We start from the raw sequence: 17,880 nt of genomic DNA, 5'->3' as shown, positions 1-17,880 counted from the left end.
TATGAATGGAAGAGCGTGGTGATTAACGTAATTAAACCAACCACCAAACTCATCCATTATCCTAAGCCAAACAGGTTCTAGCCACTAGCCCAAACCTAGCATTTTAAAACTGACAACTCGCCGTTTCTGGGGTTTGCTTGCCGTTAGCATCGTACTTTTTAAGGCATCCAGCCTTACCCATATCATACATTTTCTCGTATTCTAACTTGCCATTTTTATAAGACTTATACACCCCATGAGTTTTTGGGTTCTCTAAATGATAAATCTTACGGCCCTTAGTAATATGTGAGTAATCGGCAAAACCCGGCTCTTCGGAATAGATAACACCGTTAATGTAGCGCTTGTGGATCACATGCTGTTCATCGATACGCAGCATTTCATTCGCGATCTTGCCATTCATGTCGTAACACACTTTATCCACGGCATAATTGCTATCGAGGTCTTCAATACAACTCACGGCACCATTATCAAAGTACTCCCGCTGTATACCGCAGCGCGCAATGGCGTTATCCCAGTAGTAAGGTTCACCGTTCCACATTTCGCCTTCTTGCTGGCAGTAGTTCCACAGGCTTCTTAATTGCCCATTAGGATAGAAACTATAATGGGGGCCAGAGACACGGTTATTCACTTGGTGACCATATCGGGAGAGTGAGTAACCACCATCAGTGGAATAACTGATACTTGGGCCGTATTCCTTACCCGCTTTGTACGTTTTTAAATTTAATAAACGGCCATTTGAATCAAACTGATATTCTTTATCTACAGCGCCATTGGTGTAATAAGCCAATTTATACAGGGAGCCGCTGCTATGATACTCGCGTTGCTCACCGTGTTTTATCGATGAAATTGCTTCATTTTTGCCATTAATCACCCCTTCACAATCATCTGAGTAGGGATTCTCACGCATAATACATTCATCGTGCGAAGGCTTAAGCGTCACCGCTTCATTGAACTTATAACTCGTTAGTTCAGTCAGCTCACCGTTCTGGGGATTAAAGCGCATTTGCTGACCATCCAACTCTCCTTGGCGGTAGTTAGCGATATCCACCACGACATTCGGACTTGAATACCAAATACTCTGACCATTAAGGCGACCCTGCTCATAATGACGGGTATTAAACATCAGATTATTTTTGTCGAATGATTTAGACTCTCCTTGACGTAAGCCATTGACATAGTTCACTTCGGTACGAGTCCCATCTTCGGCTTTAAATACCCAAGGGCCAGTGCGTTTTCCTGCAAGATAGGCGCCTTCACCTACTTGATCACGGAAATGTCCGCTCGTCACTTTATCGACCCAAGCGCCTTGCTTCACACCCTTTTGATATTGGCCTTTGCTGCCATCAGCCTCAAGCCACTCGCCATCTTTTACGCCATTAAGATAAATACCTTTTGCCACTAATCGCTTATCGCCTTCTGCACTGGAGTCATAATCGGGCTCATAGACTTCGTAGGGGCCGTCGAGCACATCCTGATTGTAATGGGCAAAACCAAAGTTATCGGCCTCATCGAACATCGACTGTGCAATCCATTTACCTTGCTTTTTACCGTCAAGATATTCGCCTTCCCAATAAATGGCTTGGTTCTCTGTCTCCATCCACTTACCGACTTTTTTGCCCTGTTTGTAGTTACCAGAGTAAACCACGCTACCATTGCGACCATCGTAGGCCGCATACGGGCCATCAAGCACGCCTTGGGCATAATGACTTTCACTGGCAAGCCCTGCCCAAGTGCTCCCCATGCCCATACTCATAAAATCGTAGGATGGGCCAGTTTTAGGGATCACGGCACCACCACTTTTAAGCCAATCAAAGTCATCGGCCTCAAAGGCCACGCTCACCAATACAAAACTGCCGTCTTCTTCGCTATAACCACTGCGATCAAAGGTGGTCACAAGGCTATATTGATGCTCATTACCTTGGGCATCTTTATCTTTACGAGTCAGTGGATAACGTAATTTATATTCGACGGCGGTCTTCACATCGACGGGTGAACCTTCGGAATTACGATAACCCACTAAGGTCGGCTTGAGCTTAGTAGAACCATCGACAATCGCTTTAATGGCGGGATCTTCAATCGCGTCAACATCATAGGTCATACGGTATTGTTGCGGCGGAATTTGGCTTAGTACTTTACGAACGCTACCCACGGTAAACGAGGTTAAGGTTGGTGCCACGTCATCGAGCACAACCTGTAGACGGGGGAGTTTTGTGAGATCATCCCCTTCAAAACCATAGCCCCGTAAATGCTGACCATCGGCATCTTTAAGCATGACAACCACTTCTTTGGTGCCACCTTTATCAAAATCGAGGTAAAAAACCGCAACCACTTCAGCAGAACCATAATCATCAAGACGCACGCCGGGCGCATCGCCATAGAGCATTTCGCCCCACACTTTATGATCTTTTTGATAGAAATTGAGCCATTGCCCGTTAGGCAAGTCCACTGGGCCATGGACGATTTTGTCGTAATCCTCAGCGTCAGCTGCAGGAATGACAGTTAAAGAAGATAACAACACCGCACTCGCTGCAGTGAATAAACTACGAATCGAAAGTTCCATTTAACTACACCTTTTATACCGACGCCTCGCGCCTCATGCGCACCAGTAAACGGGGCGAATTTTAAGCGAAGAAAAGCACTTCAGGAAGTAGTAGATAAAAAAAAGGCCGCTTCTGCGGCCTTTAGCAACAACAAGTTAACAATTAGTTGTTGTACATAGCATTTATTTCATGGGCATATTTATGGTAAATCATCTTGCGGCGCAGCTTGAGCGTTGGGGTGATTAAACCCGCTTCCATCGAAAACGCTTCAGGCAACAGAGTGAACTTTTTAATCTGTTCAAAACCGGCCAACTCATGCTGTAACTGCTTTAAGCGTTGCTCAAAATGCTCAACCACATGACTATGGCGCAGCAATTCTAAAGGTGACTCATACTTCAGCCCTTTGTCCTTCGCCCACGCTTCCAGTGACTCAAACGCTGGCACAATCAAAGCGGTCACATAATTACGCGCATCGGCAATAATCGCCACTTGCTCGATAAAAGGACAACAGCCAACGGCGCCCTCAACCCTTTGCGGCGCGATATATTTACCGTTGGAGGTCTTCATCAATTCTTTAATACGATCGGTAATAAATAAATTGCCGTTCGCATCGAAACGCCCTGCATCACCGGTTTTTAACCAACCATCTTCAAACGCAGCGGCGGTATCTTCAGGACGATTGTAATAGCCCCGCATCACAGTCGCGCCGCGGACTAAAATCTCATCGTCCTTACCTAGCTTAATTTCGGTTTCCAGCAAAGGTTGTCCATTGGAACCCGGCACTCGATTACCTAAGGTATTGCAGGTCACAGTCGCGTTAGTTTCTGTCATACCGTACCCACAAAGTACTGGAATATTAATCGCATGGAAGAAACTACCGACATTCACATCTAAGGCTGCGCCACCGCAAGGCATAAACTTCAAACGGCCACCGAGCACGGCTTGCAGCTTGCTATACACCAGCTTGTGCGCCAAACGCCATTGCAGCGACAACCACAATCCGCCCTTAGCACGACCTTGGCCGACTTCGAACTGACGTTGGCCAACGCGCATCGCCCATGCAAACAACTTCTTACGACCGTCGGCTGATTTGGCAACTTTATCTTGTACGGCGCTATACACTTTTTCGAGGAAACGCGGCACCACACACAAGGTATGTGGACGCACGGCGCTAATCGCCTCTTTCACTCTTTGGGTATTTTGCAGATAGACGTTATGGCCGCCACGGCACAAGACGTAGAAACTCCAACTGCGCTCAAACACATGGCTCAAGGGCAAAAATGCCAAAGACACATCGCCAGAATGGAAGGCCAGTTTTTGATCGTGCTGGCGTATGGTAGACGCCATATTACGGTAATCCAGCATCACGCCCTTAGGATCGCCCGTCGTGCCGGAGGTATAAATTAAGGTCAGTAAATCATCAAGATTTGCAGCGTGTAAACGCTGATTAAGCTCGGCTTCTTGCTCAATGTTTAACTGAGTGTCACCCGCCAGTAGGGTATCTAGATGCCAATGCTGATTGGCCTTATCGGCAGCGAGTGTCACGCTGGCATCGAATACAATCACATGCTCTAGGCTTGGGCATAAGGCTTGCAACTCACACGCCATGGCGTATTGCTTAGCATCGTCAACAAAAATCACTTTAGCGGTGGCGTCGTTTACGATAAAGCTCGCCTGTTCGACGGTACTGGTGGGATAAATTGGCACCACAACGGCGCGAGTTTTGAGAGTGCCGACATCGGCACAAGTCCACTGCGGGCAGTTTTGCGCCAGAATAACGCAACGGTCTTGCACTTGTACGCCAAGTTCGATCAACACTTGTGCAATTTTACTGCTGATTTGGTCGAAGGCTTGCCAACTCACCTGATACCAAGGAGCGGCCATTTCAAAACCTTCCAGCGCTACTGCGTCTTTTAAAGACTCGCTCTGCTGCTGTAGTAGTCGAATAACATGATATTGATCGAGAGACATAAGAGACTCACCTTTTTAGCTTACAAGTGTACCGCTTTTGCAGCATTCTACCTGAAGGCCAAATAAAAACTAAGAGTTTTTGCTCTAATGTTGTGCAAATGTCGCCCAAATCACGCTGTAAATAGCCTTTAGCGACGTACCACTCTTAGTTTCACTTACTTGCCAGAGCGAACAAAATTTAATCTCGAAACGTCAACATGCCCTCATAACATCGCCCTTCCAGAGGGTTTTCTTGCCCCAAATCAGCACCGCTTGCCCAAGCAGTATTAAGAGTAGATCCCATAACAACCAATTAGTTAAATTGCCGCCATCACTTAAAGACGTAAGGCTGATGGACACCCACAGGGAATGCCCCGCGACGACCATCATAGTGAGCGTGATATGCAAAACTCGGCGACACATACAGCCAAAACCTAACGTCAAGGCGCAGGCCCAGTAAGTACTCAACACGAGATGACCCACTAACTGCATATTCAGATCACCATTGAGCCAGCCCAACAGCAAACTACACGCCAGCATAATGCCGACGACCACATTCAGGAGTCTTTGCTGTCCAAGGCAAAATGCCGCTATGAGTCCTTTTCGACCATCAAACCCTGGCATCAACAATAAGGTTTCTGTCGAGCGCGAGCGTTGCACTCGGCTCCAATGCACCAGCGAACAACTAATCACACTGAACTGCGCCAAAAACAATAATACAGGGATATTCAAATGAAATTGATGCGACAACAGCCCAAGCACTAAGGCTAATATAGGCAGTAATAACAATAGAATGGTGAGCATAGGGCCGATAAAAAAATTGGTGGGATGCAAATAACGCTCGAAGCGACTCAAGATACGCATCGATTGCAGATTCGGCAGCCAAAACCACCCCATTTCGAGACCATTGAGATATACCGTCCTCGCCTCAGCGCGCCAAGGTAAAACACCGCATGCACGCGCAATCAGCATACCTAAAATCAGCAGGGCAATAGCACTTAGCCAAAGGGGAATGTGCTCTGCAATCAATGGGATAAACGGCATTAAGACAAAAAGTAAAAACGAAGCATAAAACCACTGAGTACTGAGTAAACAAAGCCAAATAAAAGTTAAACTCATCACCAAAGCCAGCACTAAGCTCGCTAGGCTAGCCGTCAAACCTAAAGCCCAACAGAACAAGACACCTATGCCAAAAACGCTAGCTAAAACAGTGACACTTTGAATGTAGATATGGCGACGATAATGGGGAATTAACTGTGCGCATTCATTCGCCATCAGACGTATGAGTTGCCATGCAACCGCCGCCGAGCTTGAGATAATCCCCATAGAAAACAACAGTTCAGCACTGTCATTTTTACCATAAACCGCGGCGATACAAGCTAAGATCACCCCCAGTATAGCCGTACCTAAAAAGCTCACACTGCCGATATCAAAACACCAAAAGCGCAGCATGCCCTTGAAAGGATTCATTCGCTGGCTCGTTCTTTTGCCCTTCGCGACTTGTATCTGCTTATGGTGCGCCACACTCATCTGTGTAGCTCCATAAACAGTTGCTCCAAGTTTAAAGCTTCATTCTTTAACACACATGATATTGACGCGCTGTGCTCACCTAAATCCACCAGCACCGAATCGCCAACACGGCTCAGCACTGTAATTGACTCGGGCAAAACAGTTTCGGGCGCGAGTGTTAACAAACGCACTTCTTCACGCAGGGCATCGATTTCCTTAAACAGCACTAACTCACCCTGTTTAATCAATGCCACATGGCTGGCAACTCGCTCTAAATCAGAGGTGATATGGGATGAAAACAGCACTGCAGATCCAGATTCGAGGGCAAGATCGAACAAATCGACCATAAACTTGCGCCGGACTATAGGGTCGAGGCTGGCAACGGGCTCATCAAGGATTAACAACTCAGGGCGATAGGCCATCGCCATAATTAACGCTAATGATTGCCTTTGCCCAACCGATAAACGCTGCACCTGTTGGGTCACATCTAACTCGAAACGTACCAACCAATCTTGCTCTAATTGCATGTCCCAATTGGGATAAAAGCTGCGGTGTAAATCGAGGGCGCGTTCAATAGTAAAACCTTCATAACCAAAAGGTTGCTGCGGTACATAACCTAAACGCTCCTTTGCCTTTGAGGTTAAGTTTTCGGGCGTTTCGCCTAAAGTAACAATACTGCCAGAATCCGGTGTGAGCACACCCAAGGCACAGCGCATTAGGGTCGATTTACCCGCCCCATTTTGCCCCAATAACCCCACCACCATACCCGCCGACAAAGTTAACGATAAATCCTTAAGCGCCCACTTTTCGCCCGCGCCTTTACCGCGAAAGACTTTATTCACTCGGTTAAATTCAAGTATTGGCGTGCGCTTTGGGTCCATCGAATTTCATCCTTTTTATTCTATTTATCGGTACATTACTTTCTAATCTTGCCAGCGCTCATTTAGCCGTTGCAGCAACTCGGGCAAGCTGACACCTAACTGCTTTGCCTGCGACAACAGAGCATAGATCTGGGGTTCGAGCAGACTAATACCCGATGCCATAGTCTCAGTTCGCAAGGCAACTTTTGTCGCTTGGCCGCGGCGACGTTCGAGCCAACCTTGGTCAACCAGCTGTTGAATGGCGCGGGAAACTGTCATGGGATTTACCGCTAAATGCTCGGCAATCTGGCGCACTGAAGGTAATACGTCTTCCACTTGCAGTTGACCGCCCACAATTAAACGCACGACTTGTTCGTGTAATTGTTTGTAAATGGGTTCACCACTGCTGGGGTTGACATTTAAAAGTTCTAACATTAGCCTTTACACACTGTATTAATACATTGATACACCGATACACTGGTATTTAAATTAACACACTCGTCCTGAAATGCAAAAAGGAAAGCGCGCATGATATATAGCATGACACACAGGAAGTTAAGCAACACAGTTCAACGCCTTGTGCCAACTCAGCCACGGCATGGCACGACTAATGCCACATGGCGCGCGCGTACTTTGAGAATGAGCGCACTCATACTGGCAATGGCAAGTACGGCGACGTGGGCGAGTGATGTGAAAAGCCAAGAGACACAAGCGACGGCTGATATAGCTAGGAACATGGCGAATGACAACGAAACTTGTTATGTGGAAGGCGTTTCCGATCGTCTAAACTGCGGTTTTGTGACTGTGCCAGAAAACCCTAACAAACCCGATGGCAAACAGATCCAAGTGCATTACGTTGTTTTGCCTGCGGTGAAAAATGCCAACCATGAAGAAGCCTTGCTGGCGATTGCAGGCGGCCCAGGACAATCGGCCATAGAGAACGCGGCAGGTTTCGATGCCATGCTGAGCAAAGTCCGCCAACAGCGGGATATTTTACTGATTGATCAAAGGGGCACTGGCCGTTCGAATGTGCTGGCCTGCGATGAAGGGGCTCAATCTCCGCTATCCTTCGATGACGATAATGTCGATACCTTAGCCGAAACGCAAAAATGCTTAGCCAAAATTGATGCCGACGTGACTCAATATGGCAGCCTCAATGCGATTAAAGACTTCGAAGCCGTGCGAGCGCACTTAGGCTATAAAAAACTGCATATTTACGGCATCTCCTACGGCACTCGCATGGCGCAACTTTACATGCGTTTATATCCAGAGCACTTAGCCACAGTGACCTTAGACGGCATAGTGCCCATGCAGCAAAGCGTATTAGAAATTGGCTCGGCGATTGATCGTGGCTTCGACTTATTATTTAAGGATTGCCAAGCAACCGCCGCCTGTAACAGCCAATTTCCCCAGTTAAAGGCAGACTTTGAGCGAGTCGACGCTAAGCTCGCCACTGGCCCTGTGATGGAAAACGTTTACGATCCCGTCACGGGCGAAAAAACCATGTTGACCATGACGCGCGGTAAATTCTCTGGTTCGATCCGCATGGCGCTGTATCAAGCCAATGTGCGCGCCCTCTTGCCACATGCGATTCATCAAGCATCGAAAAACAACTTCCAACCTATACTCGGCCTCTATGCCCTCACCCTAGACAATGCCGGCATGGCGATGGGCATGCACGCATCTGTGGTCTGTGGCGAAGATATGCACCGCATTACCCCAACCATGCGCGAACAGGCCAAAAAATCCTTTATGGGCAGAACCATGCTCGAAGGCTTAGAGGCGACTTGTTCAATATGGAAAGTCCCTGCAGTCGATAACAGCTTTAGCGAGCCCATTAACAGTAACATTCCGACCTTGTTGTTATCCGGCGAAATCGACCCCGCCACCCCACCAAGCTGGGGCGAGTTAGCCATGGAAAAACTCACTAATGCCAAGCACTTTGTCGCTCCTTATGCGACCCACGGTGTGGCCTATCAATCCTGCGCCAATAACCTGATTGCCGATCTCGTCCGCTCGGGCTCAGTCAACGATCTCGACGGCGAATGTTTGAACAAAGATGTGCGCCGCAGCTTTTATTTAAATGCCAGCTCGGTGGAACCGCTTAATGCGACCAGCACAAAAACCACGACAACAGATGATCACGCCAGCACTGGAGCTAAGGAATAAGCCATGATTAAAGTATCCCATCTTTCCAAGCGCATCGGTGACGTGCAGGCGCTGAATGACTTAAGTTTCGTCGCACAAAACGGCCAAATCACAGGATTACTCGGCCCGAACGGGGCAGGTAAAACGACCTGTTTACGCACGATTTTTGGCCTGCTAAAACCCGATAACGGCAAGGCTGAAATCGAAGGCATAGATGTCGCCATCGACCCTATTGGCGCTAAGCAGCAACTCGGGCTATTCCCCGACCCTTTTGGTCTGTATGAACGCTTAACACCACGGGAATACATTCGCTATTTTGCCGAGCTAAGCGGCTTATCACCCAAGGAGGCCAAGGAGGCCACCAGCCAAGTGATTGCGAAATTGCGCCTCGAAGACATTAGCGATCGCCGCTGCAAAGGCTTTTCCCAAGGACAAAGAATGAAAACCGCCCTCGCACAGGCAATCGTCCACAGCCCGAGCAATATTATCCTCGACGAGCCGACCCGTGGGCTGGATGTGATGAGCACTCGCCTACTGCGTGACATCCTTATCGATCTTAAAAATCAAGGACATTGCGTGCTGTTCTCTAGCCATGTAATGCAAGAAGTCGCCGCGCTGTGTGACCAAGTGATCGTCATGGCCCAAGGCAGAGTCGTCGCCATTGGTAGCCCAACAGAGCTTTGCATTCAAACAGGCAAAGACTCGCTCGAAGAAGCCTTTATTCAACTTATCGGCACGGATGAAGGGATAGCGGCATGATGACTCAAACTAACAAGAATGCAGGCAGCATCAATGATATACAAGCTCAGATAGATAAGATCATGGATAAGGGAATGACAGCATGAATAAAATAATGGCTATGGTTCGTAAAGAACTCATCGATGCCGCCCGCGATAAGCGCTCTGTGATGGCGGGTCTGTACTACGCCATAGGAACACCGTTGATCATGTGCGGCCTATTTATGGTGTTAATTGGCCAGCTAACCAGCCCCGATGATTTGAAAATCACCATTAAAAATCCCGATAAAGCACCGGATTTAGTAAGATTTTTATCGAATAAAGGCATCACTCAAGGCGCAGCCGATGGCTCTGACGCCAAAGACCTTAAAGCAATAGAACTGATCATCAACACCGACTATGCCGCGCAAATGAACCAAGGCAAAAGCGCTGAGATCACTATCGTGGCCGATAACTCTGAGGAGAAACTGCAGAACTCGATTCGCAGACTCGAGAAACAACTGCAGGCCTACAGCGCTGAAATGGGCAGTTTACGTTTAATTGCCCGCGGTATCGACCCGCGCGTGGTTCAGCCACTCAAGGTGAATGTGCAAGACAAAGCCACCACAGACTCTAAGGGTGGAATGATCTTAGGTATCGCCATTTTCACTATGATCTACTCGGTATTTATCTCGGGGATGAACCTAGCTATCGACACCAGTGCCGGTGAGCGCGAACGTAACTCCTTGGCCCTGCTATTGAGCCATCCGCTGACCACTCGCCAATTAGTACTGTCAAAAATTATTGCGGTGAGCTTGTTCGCTCTGCTCGGTTTAGTGCTGATCTTGCTGGTGTCTAAAATCGCCTACGCCTTCGTGCCATGGCAGGAATTAGGCTTTAGCGTCAACATCACCACAGAATTTATGCTGCTGATGTTAGTGGTCGGCATCCCCGTCGCGTTAATGGCCGCTTGTCTGCAACTTTTTGTGTCTTTTATGGCGAAAACCTTTAAGGAAGCTCAGTCCTATCTGACTATGGTGCTGTTTGTGCCCTTAGCCCTGTCGATGGCCGCCAGTTACAACATAGCGCCAGATATGCTGCAGTGGTTGCCCGTCTCGGGTCAGCAACAGGCATTAATGGACTTTATCAAAGGTAAAGACTTGCCCATGCTGCAGTTACTGGTTTCGACCTTAGGCACACTCGCCATTGCGGTATTGCTCGCCTTTGGCATGGAAAGGTCGCTCAAGAGTGAAAAAGTGATCTTCGGTTTATAGGGCGCTTCAATTGATAAACTTGGGGACGACAAACTTGAGGAGCGATAACTAGGTCGCTCCCAAGTTGAAAACCTCAATAGCTACGGGAGTTTGTTATGGAAAACGAATTTATCTTAATGGTGATTATGGTCAGCTTCATTATTGGCCTCAGCGCCACTGAAATGTTTAAACACTATCTAAAGGCGCGCCAACTTGGAGTGGGCACCGCAGACAATAGCCACCTTGAGGACAAAGTGACTCAACTCAGCCTACAAAACCAAACACTAATTGAGCGAGTACAAGTGCTTGAAAAAATAGTGACAGAGCCAGAGTACGAGCTAAAGCAACAGATTAATCAGTTATGACCCCTAAGCGAACAAAACAATAAAGCCACTGAGTTTTCAGTGGCTTTATTGTTTTTACAAGCTAGATAGAAGCTTACTTAGCCTTAGGCCTGAATGGTTTGATAACCGACTCATTGCACTCTAAATACGGGCCTTCCATCAAATCGATACAGTAAGGAATGGCGGGAAACACGGCATCTAAACATTCGCGAATCGATTTTGGTTTGCCGGGCAAATTCACAATCAATGAATCGCCACGTAACCCTGCGGTTTGACGAGACAAAATGGCGGTAGGCACAAATTTTAATGACTCGGCGCGCATCAACTCACCGAAGCCTGGCATCATGCGATCGCAGACGGCTTCTGTCGCTTCTGGGGTGACATCGCGTTTCGCTGGGCCAGTGCCGCCGGTAGTGACAATCAAGCAGCAATCCTGCTCGTCGGCCATCTTGATCAGCGTCGCTTCAATCACATCCTGCTCATCGGGGATCACTTGATAAATCGGCTCCCACTCGCTGGTGAGATAGTCATTGAGCGTGTCGATAATCGCCTTGCCTGAGATATCTTCATAAATTCCCGCGCTGGCGCGATCGCTGACCGTAACAATACCGATTTTTGCTTTGCTCATAGGAAATCCCCAATGATGTTGAAATGAAACATGCCGAAGTGAAAATTGTCGACATCAAGCATGGAAGAAGCCGCGACAGCTTCGACCTTAAGCCGCAGCTAAAATAGCATAAATGCTCGGAAAAGGGGGCGACTAAAACATGATGAAGTTCGCGCAACACCGTTTAGACACTCGGAATTTAAAAATTGTTCATTGATGACAAACGCCTTCCCCAAAGCAAAGCAGCATTGGGCCGATAAAAACATGCCATAAAGGGAGATTAGCTCAGGCACTCACACTGCAAGTTGAGCCATTCAAAAGATAAAAACGATCAAAGGGTTAAATCCGCCGTGCATTCCAATACTTAGACGCCCAATAACTGTTATGCAGGCTCGAAATCTTCACCCCTTGGCTAGTGGAAACGTGGAGAAAATTATCGCCTCCTACATAAATGCCGACATGGTGTGTGCTCCAGCCCGTCTTGAAAAATACCAAGTCACCCTTGCGCAGTTGATTTCTCGGCACGGGTTTACCTAAGGCTTGTTGCTCTTCGACTGTGCGCGGTAAAGTCATACCCAACATCTTCTGATAGGCGACAGACACAAAAGCCGAGCAATCTATGCCACGCTTAGTGCCACCACCTAAACGATAGGGCACTCCGCGCCATTCAGAATGCAGTTCGGAGATATTGCTATCATTCCAAACCGTGGCGGGTTCAACTTGCTTTACCACAGGCTTAGGTTCTGGCGCGCTAGCACAAGCGCCAAGGCCTAAGGCTAAGATAACTATCAATAATCGTTTCATAGCTTCAAACTCATTGCAGGCAGATTTCACAGTAACGTAATTTTGAGTTTTTATCAGGTAAATTCAGGGCGGCTGGGGATCAAAACGCCCCAACACCCGCGCACTCTAGCAGACTAATATAACCTAAAGCTTAAAACTATAACGCCGTCCACAATAAACGCACACCCACCAGCACCATTAAAATCAAGATGATGCGTTTAAATAACCTATCGTCAATTTTATCTTGAATGAACAAACCTAACTTTACCCCTAACCATGCCAGCGGCACCAATAACAGAGAAACGATAATATTCTCTTGGTTGATCTGCCCAAGCAAACTGTAAGGAACAAGTTTAACCAGATTCACCACCGCAAAAAACACCACGGCAGTGGCTAAAAACTCTGCCTTGGCTAAGCGCAACGGCAACAAATAAGCGTTGAGTGGCGGCCCGCCCGCATGGGCAACAAAACTCGTAAATCCGGCGGTTAAGCCACACAAGCGCCCAACCAGAGGTGAAGGTGATGCTTGAGTTTTATCCCCAAGGATCAAACCATACAAACCAAAACCTAAGGACACACAGCCTAGAATCACCCGTAAGTAATCTTCGTTTAATCGATCGAACAACAGATAAGCGATAAAAATTCCCACAATCGCCGCGGGTAAGAGGATCCATAAATGACGCGGATTATGTTGCCCCCACCAGGAACGAACACTTAAAAAATCCATATAAATCAGCAGTGGTAACATGACTGCCGCCGCTGTAGCAGGGCTAATGGCCAGCGCCAATAGCGGGACAGTTAACCCGCCCACGCCACCCGCAAAACCGGATTTAGAAATCCCAGTAATCAATACTGCGGGTATCGCCACCAACCAAAAAAGAGGGTCCGTTAACATCAACACATCCTGAATAACGCTTTAAGGTTATCAAGTTACCTGTTGTTGGTGTGATAAAAAAGAGGCAGCACAGAGCTAACATCAAAAGTGCAATCACATAGATAAGTCAGCGAGCCTTAAATGAATAACAACCTCGCCCATAAAACACGGGATAAAAAGTAAAAAATCCGCAGCCATTTGGCTGCGGATTTTTTATGTTAGCTTTTAGCTAAAGAGGAAAAGCTTAGCTTACGCCTATGCAGATTCGGCCGTCATATTCACTAAGCGAGGCGTACTCTTAGTCGCTTTCTTAGCTGACGCAGGGGTTTTGGGCTCTGGCATACGAATGGTTAATGACATGACTAACGCCACCACCAGTAGCACTAAAATCACGTTAAAGGTTGCAATAAACCCACCAAATAACGAGGCGACAATCGAACCGATAATACTGCCGATACCGAAACCTAAGTAGATAACGCCATAGTTTTTAGTCAGGTTATTCAGGCCGAAGAAGTCGCTCACCAATGATGGATAAACAGTGATAGTACCGCCAAAACTAAAGGCAACGCAGGCAACCGCAACGAAGAACAGGTTAGCATTCAAAGGAATGAACAACAGTAACACCATACCGACTAAAGTGATGATCTGCGCCAGTGAAATAACCCGAATGCGGGGGATTTTGTCCGACAGAATACCCAGCACTAAACGACCACTGAGGTTCGCCATAGCAATCACAGCAACAGCATTGGCGGCGACCAGTACAGGCAAGTCGACCATCTTCTCGCCGATATCTTTAGCCACACCAATCACATACAAACCACTCATACAGGCCGACAGGAACATCAGCGCCAGCATCCAGTATTGCGGCTTACGCATGGCTTCAGCGAGGGTGAAGTCGCGACTTTCGGCTTGCTGACTTGCGGCTGATTGTGCAGGCGCATCTTTCATCAACATACCGCCACATAACACCAACGCCATGGCGATCAGGCCCCACAGTTGGAAGGTGGTTTCAAGGCCAGTGTTTTCGAGTAACAGCACGTTAATGTATTTAAATCCGAGGCTACCTAGACCATAAGCGCCAATCGCTAACGCCGAAATCAGCCCTTTGCGTTCAGGGAACCACTTCACGCAGTTAGACAAGGTCATCAAGTAGCCAGTGCCATCGGCAAAGCCCACTAAAATCCCTGCGCACAGGTAAAGCATCATCAAGTTACTGGCTTGGGCAGTGAGTAAGAATCCAACGCCGAGTAACAGGCCTGCGCCTAAGGTGACATTACGTACGCCAAAGCGTTCCTGTAATTTGCCCGCCATGGAAGATGCCACGGCCAAAGACAAACTCAGCAAACCAAACACAAATGCCACTTGGCTGACGGGTTCGTCGAGCTTAACGGCCAACTGCGCATTGAACAGGCTCCAAGTGTAAACTGAGCCGAGTGCAAACTGGGTGATAATAGTACCAACTAAGGTCAGGTACCGAGTACGGTTCATCTCTTTAGTCATGATGCATCTCGCTTTAGGGGATCAGGAATTGAGTCCACTATAAGAGAGATGCGATTCGCGCCGATCAATTAAGGCATGAAATACAGATCTGCAGGAATGAATGACAATTACAGCCTCATCAGCTGTCGAAAAGCCTTAATATTACTACGGCTAACGGGCACCTCGAACGACAAATCATGCAACCTAATCAGGTAAGTACTATTGAACCAAGGCACGATTTCGCGGATCTTGTTGATATTGACGCAATAGGAACGGTGACAGCGGAAAAAGCCTTCAGCAGGCAAACGACTCACAAACTCACTGATGGTCATCTGCATCACATAACGGTCAGTGCGGGTGTAGACATAGGTCAGTTTTTCATCGGCCTCGGCATAATAAATTTGCTCGCAGGGCGTGACGATAATCCGCTCACCTTTGACTAAATTCACGGTTCGACTGGTGTTACTCGCGACCTCATGTTGTGGCTTTGGTGCTTGTCGTCCCACCTGTTCAATCTTCTGCAATAAGCTGATGATCCGCGGTTCATTGTAGGGCTTGAGAATATAATCGAAGGCTTCGAGCTCAAATGCTTCTACTGCAAATTCTTTATAGGCAGTCACAAACACCACATGGGGAGGATGGGTCGATTTATGCAGATTCTTCGCCAACAAGAGGCCATCGATGGACGGTATTTGGATATCCAAAAACACCACATCGACCTCGTGATCCTGCAAATATTTAAAGGCCTCTAAGCCATCCTCGAAGCTAGCCACTATGTCTATCTCACTGTGGCTCTTCACTAAATACTCCAGCTCCTCACGGGCAAGATATTCATCTTCAACTATGATGGCTTTTAACATACTTGCGCCTCATTTTCCGGTAAGTAAAAACTGACTTCAGTCCCCGGCTCGAGCCGTTTAAGCTGCAAACCTTCGCCGTACAATAACTTCACTCTCTGGTGCACATTCATCAGCCCGATACTGCTGCTTTCTACGCGGCCAGCAGCTACGCCATCAATCACCTCTTGGCGGATCCCATAGCCAGTATCGCGCACAGCGACGCGAATGCCAGAATCGAGTTTTTTCACTTCTATGGTCACTCTGCCCGGTGCACTGCGCGGCTGAATGCCGTGCAAAATGGCGTTTTCCACCAGCGGCTGCAACAGGAGGCAAGGCACACAAAAATGCACATCGTCGACATCGAAGATCACTTCAAGCTTGTCGCCAAAGCGTGCCTGCTCAATCGCCACATAATCACGGACTTGTTTCACTTCTTCTTGGATATCAATTAGCTCATCGCCTTTAGCTAGGTTATAGCGTAGATAATCGGCCAGATTAGCAATCAACTCCCGCGCCTGCTGCGGCCGAATACGGATCAAAGAAGAAATCGCATTGAGGGCATTAAACAAAAAGTGCGGGTTAATCTTGCTCTGCAGCGCCGTAAACTCCGCCTTGCGGGTCATCTCCTGCAGTTGCTCAATACGCGACACTTCCATCTGAGTCGAAATCAACTGCGACAAGCCCACCGCCATCTCCCGCAACGAGCTAGTGATACGATAGGTATTGCGATAGTAAATCTTCAGCGTACCACTCACAGTGCCGTTTTCGCGCAGCGGGATTATGATGACCGAATGAAAATCCGATAAATGATATTGACGTAAGTCATTGTTAATAATGCTTTTATCTTGCTCTATCGCCCTTTGAGTCATTTCGCTAATCGCTTGGTGACCATCGACCTCGTAGTAATCTTTACCAACGCCCATATAGGCTAATACATCGCGAGTATCGGTAATCGCCACGGCATCGGCATGGATTTCATTACGGATCACAGCGCAAACTTGCTCTAAGGCATGGCGGTCAATCTTGCGGAAAAAGGGTAAGGTTTTATTAGCAATATCCAGCGCGAGCTTAGCCTGCTTAGCGGCAATCAACTCTTTCTCATCGTCGAGGTCCTGCACTAGCTTGATAATCAGTCCGATACACACAGTGCCCGCAATCATGGGATAGGCAATATGACTCACAATCTCAACGCCCACCTCGTGTGGCTCTGTCAGCAACCAAATCAACAACATGGTCAGCGTTTCGCACAACATGCCCGCCGCAATGCCATAAATCCACAACTTAGATTTGGGACATTTGTAATAAATCCACGTCGCCATAAGGCCGGCAATAATGCTAGCGATTAAACACGGAATAGAGGTATCACCATCCATATCAATAAGATATCTATGCAGCCCCGACAGCACGCCCGCAGGAATACCAACCCAAGGGCCAAATAGAATCCCGCCAGAAATAATCGCGATAATCCGCACGTTGACCAACGCGCCTTCAACCTCAATGCCGGTATAAGTACTAAATACCGCAAATAAGCAAAATATCGCCGCCACAGAAACCAACTCTGCGGGGGTATGATTACGCTTTTGGAATAAACGCTGAAACGGTCGAGTGCGAGTTAAAAAGAACAAGGTCATCAGCATCAAGGCCGCCCGTTCAAATACCGCCAGTAACATCATTTGATTTTCGAGCACGCTTTCTCCTTGATCTATCACGCTGAATCACAGCCCAACGTTATATTTACCAATGATATATTTATGAGTGTTAAGCCTGTACGCTGAATGGATTAGGGTGAAGACAGGCTTTGCCGCCAACACAAGCTCCCATAAAAGATAGACTCGATTTTGCAGATCCAACGTAAGACATGGATGATAAAAATCACCGAGCCCCAAACTTGTCAAACACTCGTATTTAGGCTCGAGTAAAACATCAAACGCTAATGCCCACATAAATACAGGCTTGCTAAAGTAAAGGACAGATAAAA

Annotated in this window: 15 protein-coding genes; 4 read left to right on the top strand and 11 right to left on the bottom strand. The window is 47.6% G+C overall.

Translation table 11 applies throughout. From position 1 onward, the window contains the following. Positions 1–103 precede the first annotated feature (103 nt). The 5 genes from HUB64_RS14475 to HUB64_RS14455 all read right to left on the bottom strand — a co-directional run bounded on the left by HUB64_RS14475 (position 104) and on the right by HUB64_RS14455 (position 7,294). A complete protein-coding gene (locus HUB64_RS14475) occupies positions 104–2,560 on the bottom strand; it encodes a toxin-antitoxin system YwqK family antitoxin (RefSeq protein ID WP_173242492.1) in 2,457 nt (818 codons plus the stop codon). A 142-nt stretch (positions 2,561–2,702) separates the two neighbouring features. Further along, positions 2,703–4,511 carry a long-chain fatty acid--CoA ligase gene (locus HUB64_RS14470; RefSeq protein ID WP_173242490.1) on the bottom strand — a complete coding sequence of 603 codons (1,809 nt, stop codon included), beginning with the start codon at positions 4,509–4,511 and terminating at the stop codon, positions 2,703–2,705. Positions 4,512–4,703: 192 nt separating this feature from the next. Next, positions 4,704–6,020 carry an ABC transporter permease gene (locus tag HUB64_RS14465; RefSeq protein ID WP_173242487.1) on the bottom strand — a complete coding sequence of 439 codons (1,317 nt, stop codon included), beginning with the start codon at positions 6,018–6,020 and terminating at the stop codon, positions 4,704–4,706. Further along, positions 6,017–6,880, bottom strand: a complete 864-nt coding sequence (locus HUB64_RS14460) for an ABC transporter ATP-binding protein (protein ID WP_173497265.1) — start codon at positions 6,878–6,880, stop codon at positions 6,017–6,019. The genes HUB64_RS14465 and HUB64_RS14460 overlap by 4 nt, the downstream gene beginning before the upstream one ends. Before the next feature lie 42 nt (positions 6,881–6,922). Then, entirely contained in the window at positions 6,923–7,294 is a 372-nt protein-coding gene (locus HUB64_RS14455; protein WP_173242485.1) for a GntR family transcriptional regulator, read from the bottom strand. A gap of 93 nt (positions 7,295–7,387) precedes the next feature. Between HUB64_RS14455 and HUB64_RS14450 the strand changes: the two genes are divergently transcribed. The 4 genes from HUB64_RS14450 to HUB64_RS14435 all read left to right on the top strand — a co-directional run bounded on the left by HUB64_RS14450 (position 7,388) and on the right by HUB64_RS14435 (position 11,341). Next, positions 7,388–9,028, top strand: coding sequence for an alpha/beta hydrolase (locus HUB64_RS14450; protein WP_173242483.1), 1,641 nt, complete (start codon positions 7,388–7,390; stop codon positions 9,026–9,028). 3 nt (positions 9,029–9,031) lie between these two features. Beyond that, entirely contained in the window at positions 9,032–9,766 is a 735-nt protein-coding gene (locus HUB64_RS14445) for an ATP-binding cassette domain-containing protein (protein WP_173242482.1), read from the top strand. 82 nt (positions 9,767–9,848) lie between these two features. After that, positions 9,849–10,997, top strand: a complete 1,149-nt coding sequence (locus HUB64_RS14440; RefSeq protein WP_173497264.1) for an ABC transporter permease — start codon at positions 9,849–9,851, stop codon at positions 10,995–10,997. Between the two features lie 95 nt (positions 10,998–11,092). Further along, positions 11,093–11,341 (top strand): hypothetical protein, encoded by a 249-nt coding sequence (locus tag HUB64_RS14435; RefSeq protein ID WP_173497263.1) that lies wholly within the window; start codon positions 11,093–11,095, stop codon positions 11,339–11,341. Between the two features lie 73 nt (positions 11,342–11,414). Here HUB64_RS14435 and mog read toward each other — a convergent pair whose 3' ends face one another. The 6 genes from mog to HUB64_RS14405 all read right to left on the bottom strand — a co-directional run bounded on the left by mog (position 11,415) and on the right by HUB64_RS14405 (position 17,590). Beyond that, positions 11,415–11,948 carry a molybdopterin adenylyltransferase gene (gene mog, locus HUB64_RS14430; RefSeq protein ID WP_106648670.1) on the bottom strand — a complete coding sequence of 178 codons (534 nt, stop codon included), beginning with the start codon at positions 11,946–11,948 and terminating at the stop codon, positions 11,415–11,417. 318 nt (positions 11,949–12,266) lie between these two features. Next, positions 12,267–12,731, bottom strand: a complete 465-nt coding sequence (locus tag HUB64_RS14425; RefSeq protein WP_105250911.1) for an NlpC/P60 family protein — start codon at positions 12,729–12,731, stop codon at positions 12,267–12,269. Between the two features lie 136 nt (positions 12,732–12,867). Continuing rightward, complete coding sequence (locus HUB64_RS14420) at positions 12,868–13,605, bottom strand: sulfite exporter TauE/SafE family protein (protein WP_113941215.1); 738 nt, start codon at positions 13,603–13,605, stop codon at positions 12,868–12,870. Positions 13,606–13,839: 234 nt separating this feature from the next. Next, positions 13,840–15,084 (bottom strand): MFS transporter, encoded by a 1,245-nt coding sequence (locus HUB64_RS14415; RefSeq protein WP_173497262.1) that lies wholly within the window; start codon positions 15,082–15,084, stop codon positions 13,840–13,842. A gap of 107 nt (positions 15,085–15,191) precedes the next feature. Next, positions 15,192–15,923: a LytTR family DNA-binding domain-containing protein gene (locus HUB64_RS14410; RefSeq protein WP_173497261.1), complete on the bottom strand. Its 732-nt coding sequence runs from the start codon at positions 15,921–15,923 to the stop codon at positions 15,192–15,194. Next, entirely contained in the window at positions 15,917–17,590 is a 1,674-nt protein-coding gene (locus HUB64_RS14405; protein ID WP_173497260.1) for a sensor histidine kinase, read from the bottom strand. The genes HUB64_RS14410 and HUB64_RS14405 overlap by 7 nt, the downstream gene beginning before the upstream one ends. Positions 17,591–17,880 lie beyond the last annotated feature (290 nt).

This window comes from Shewanella sp. ISTPL2, assembly GCF_013283205.1.
In the GTDB taxonomy this organism is placed as follows: domain Bacteria; phylum Pseudomonadota; class Gammaproteobacteria; order Enterobacterales; family Shewanellaceae; genus Shewanella; species Shewanella oncorhynchi.
The sequence above is the reverse complement of the archived record's forward strand: the minus strand, read 5'-3'. Positions and strand labels throughout refer to the sequence as shown.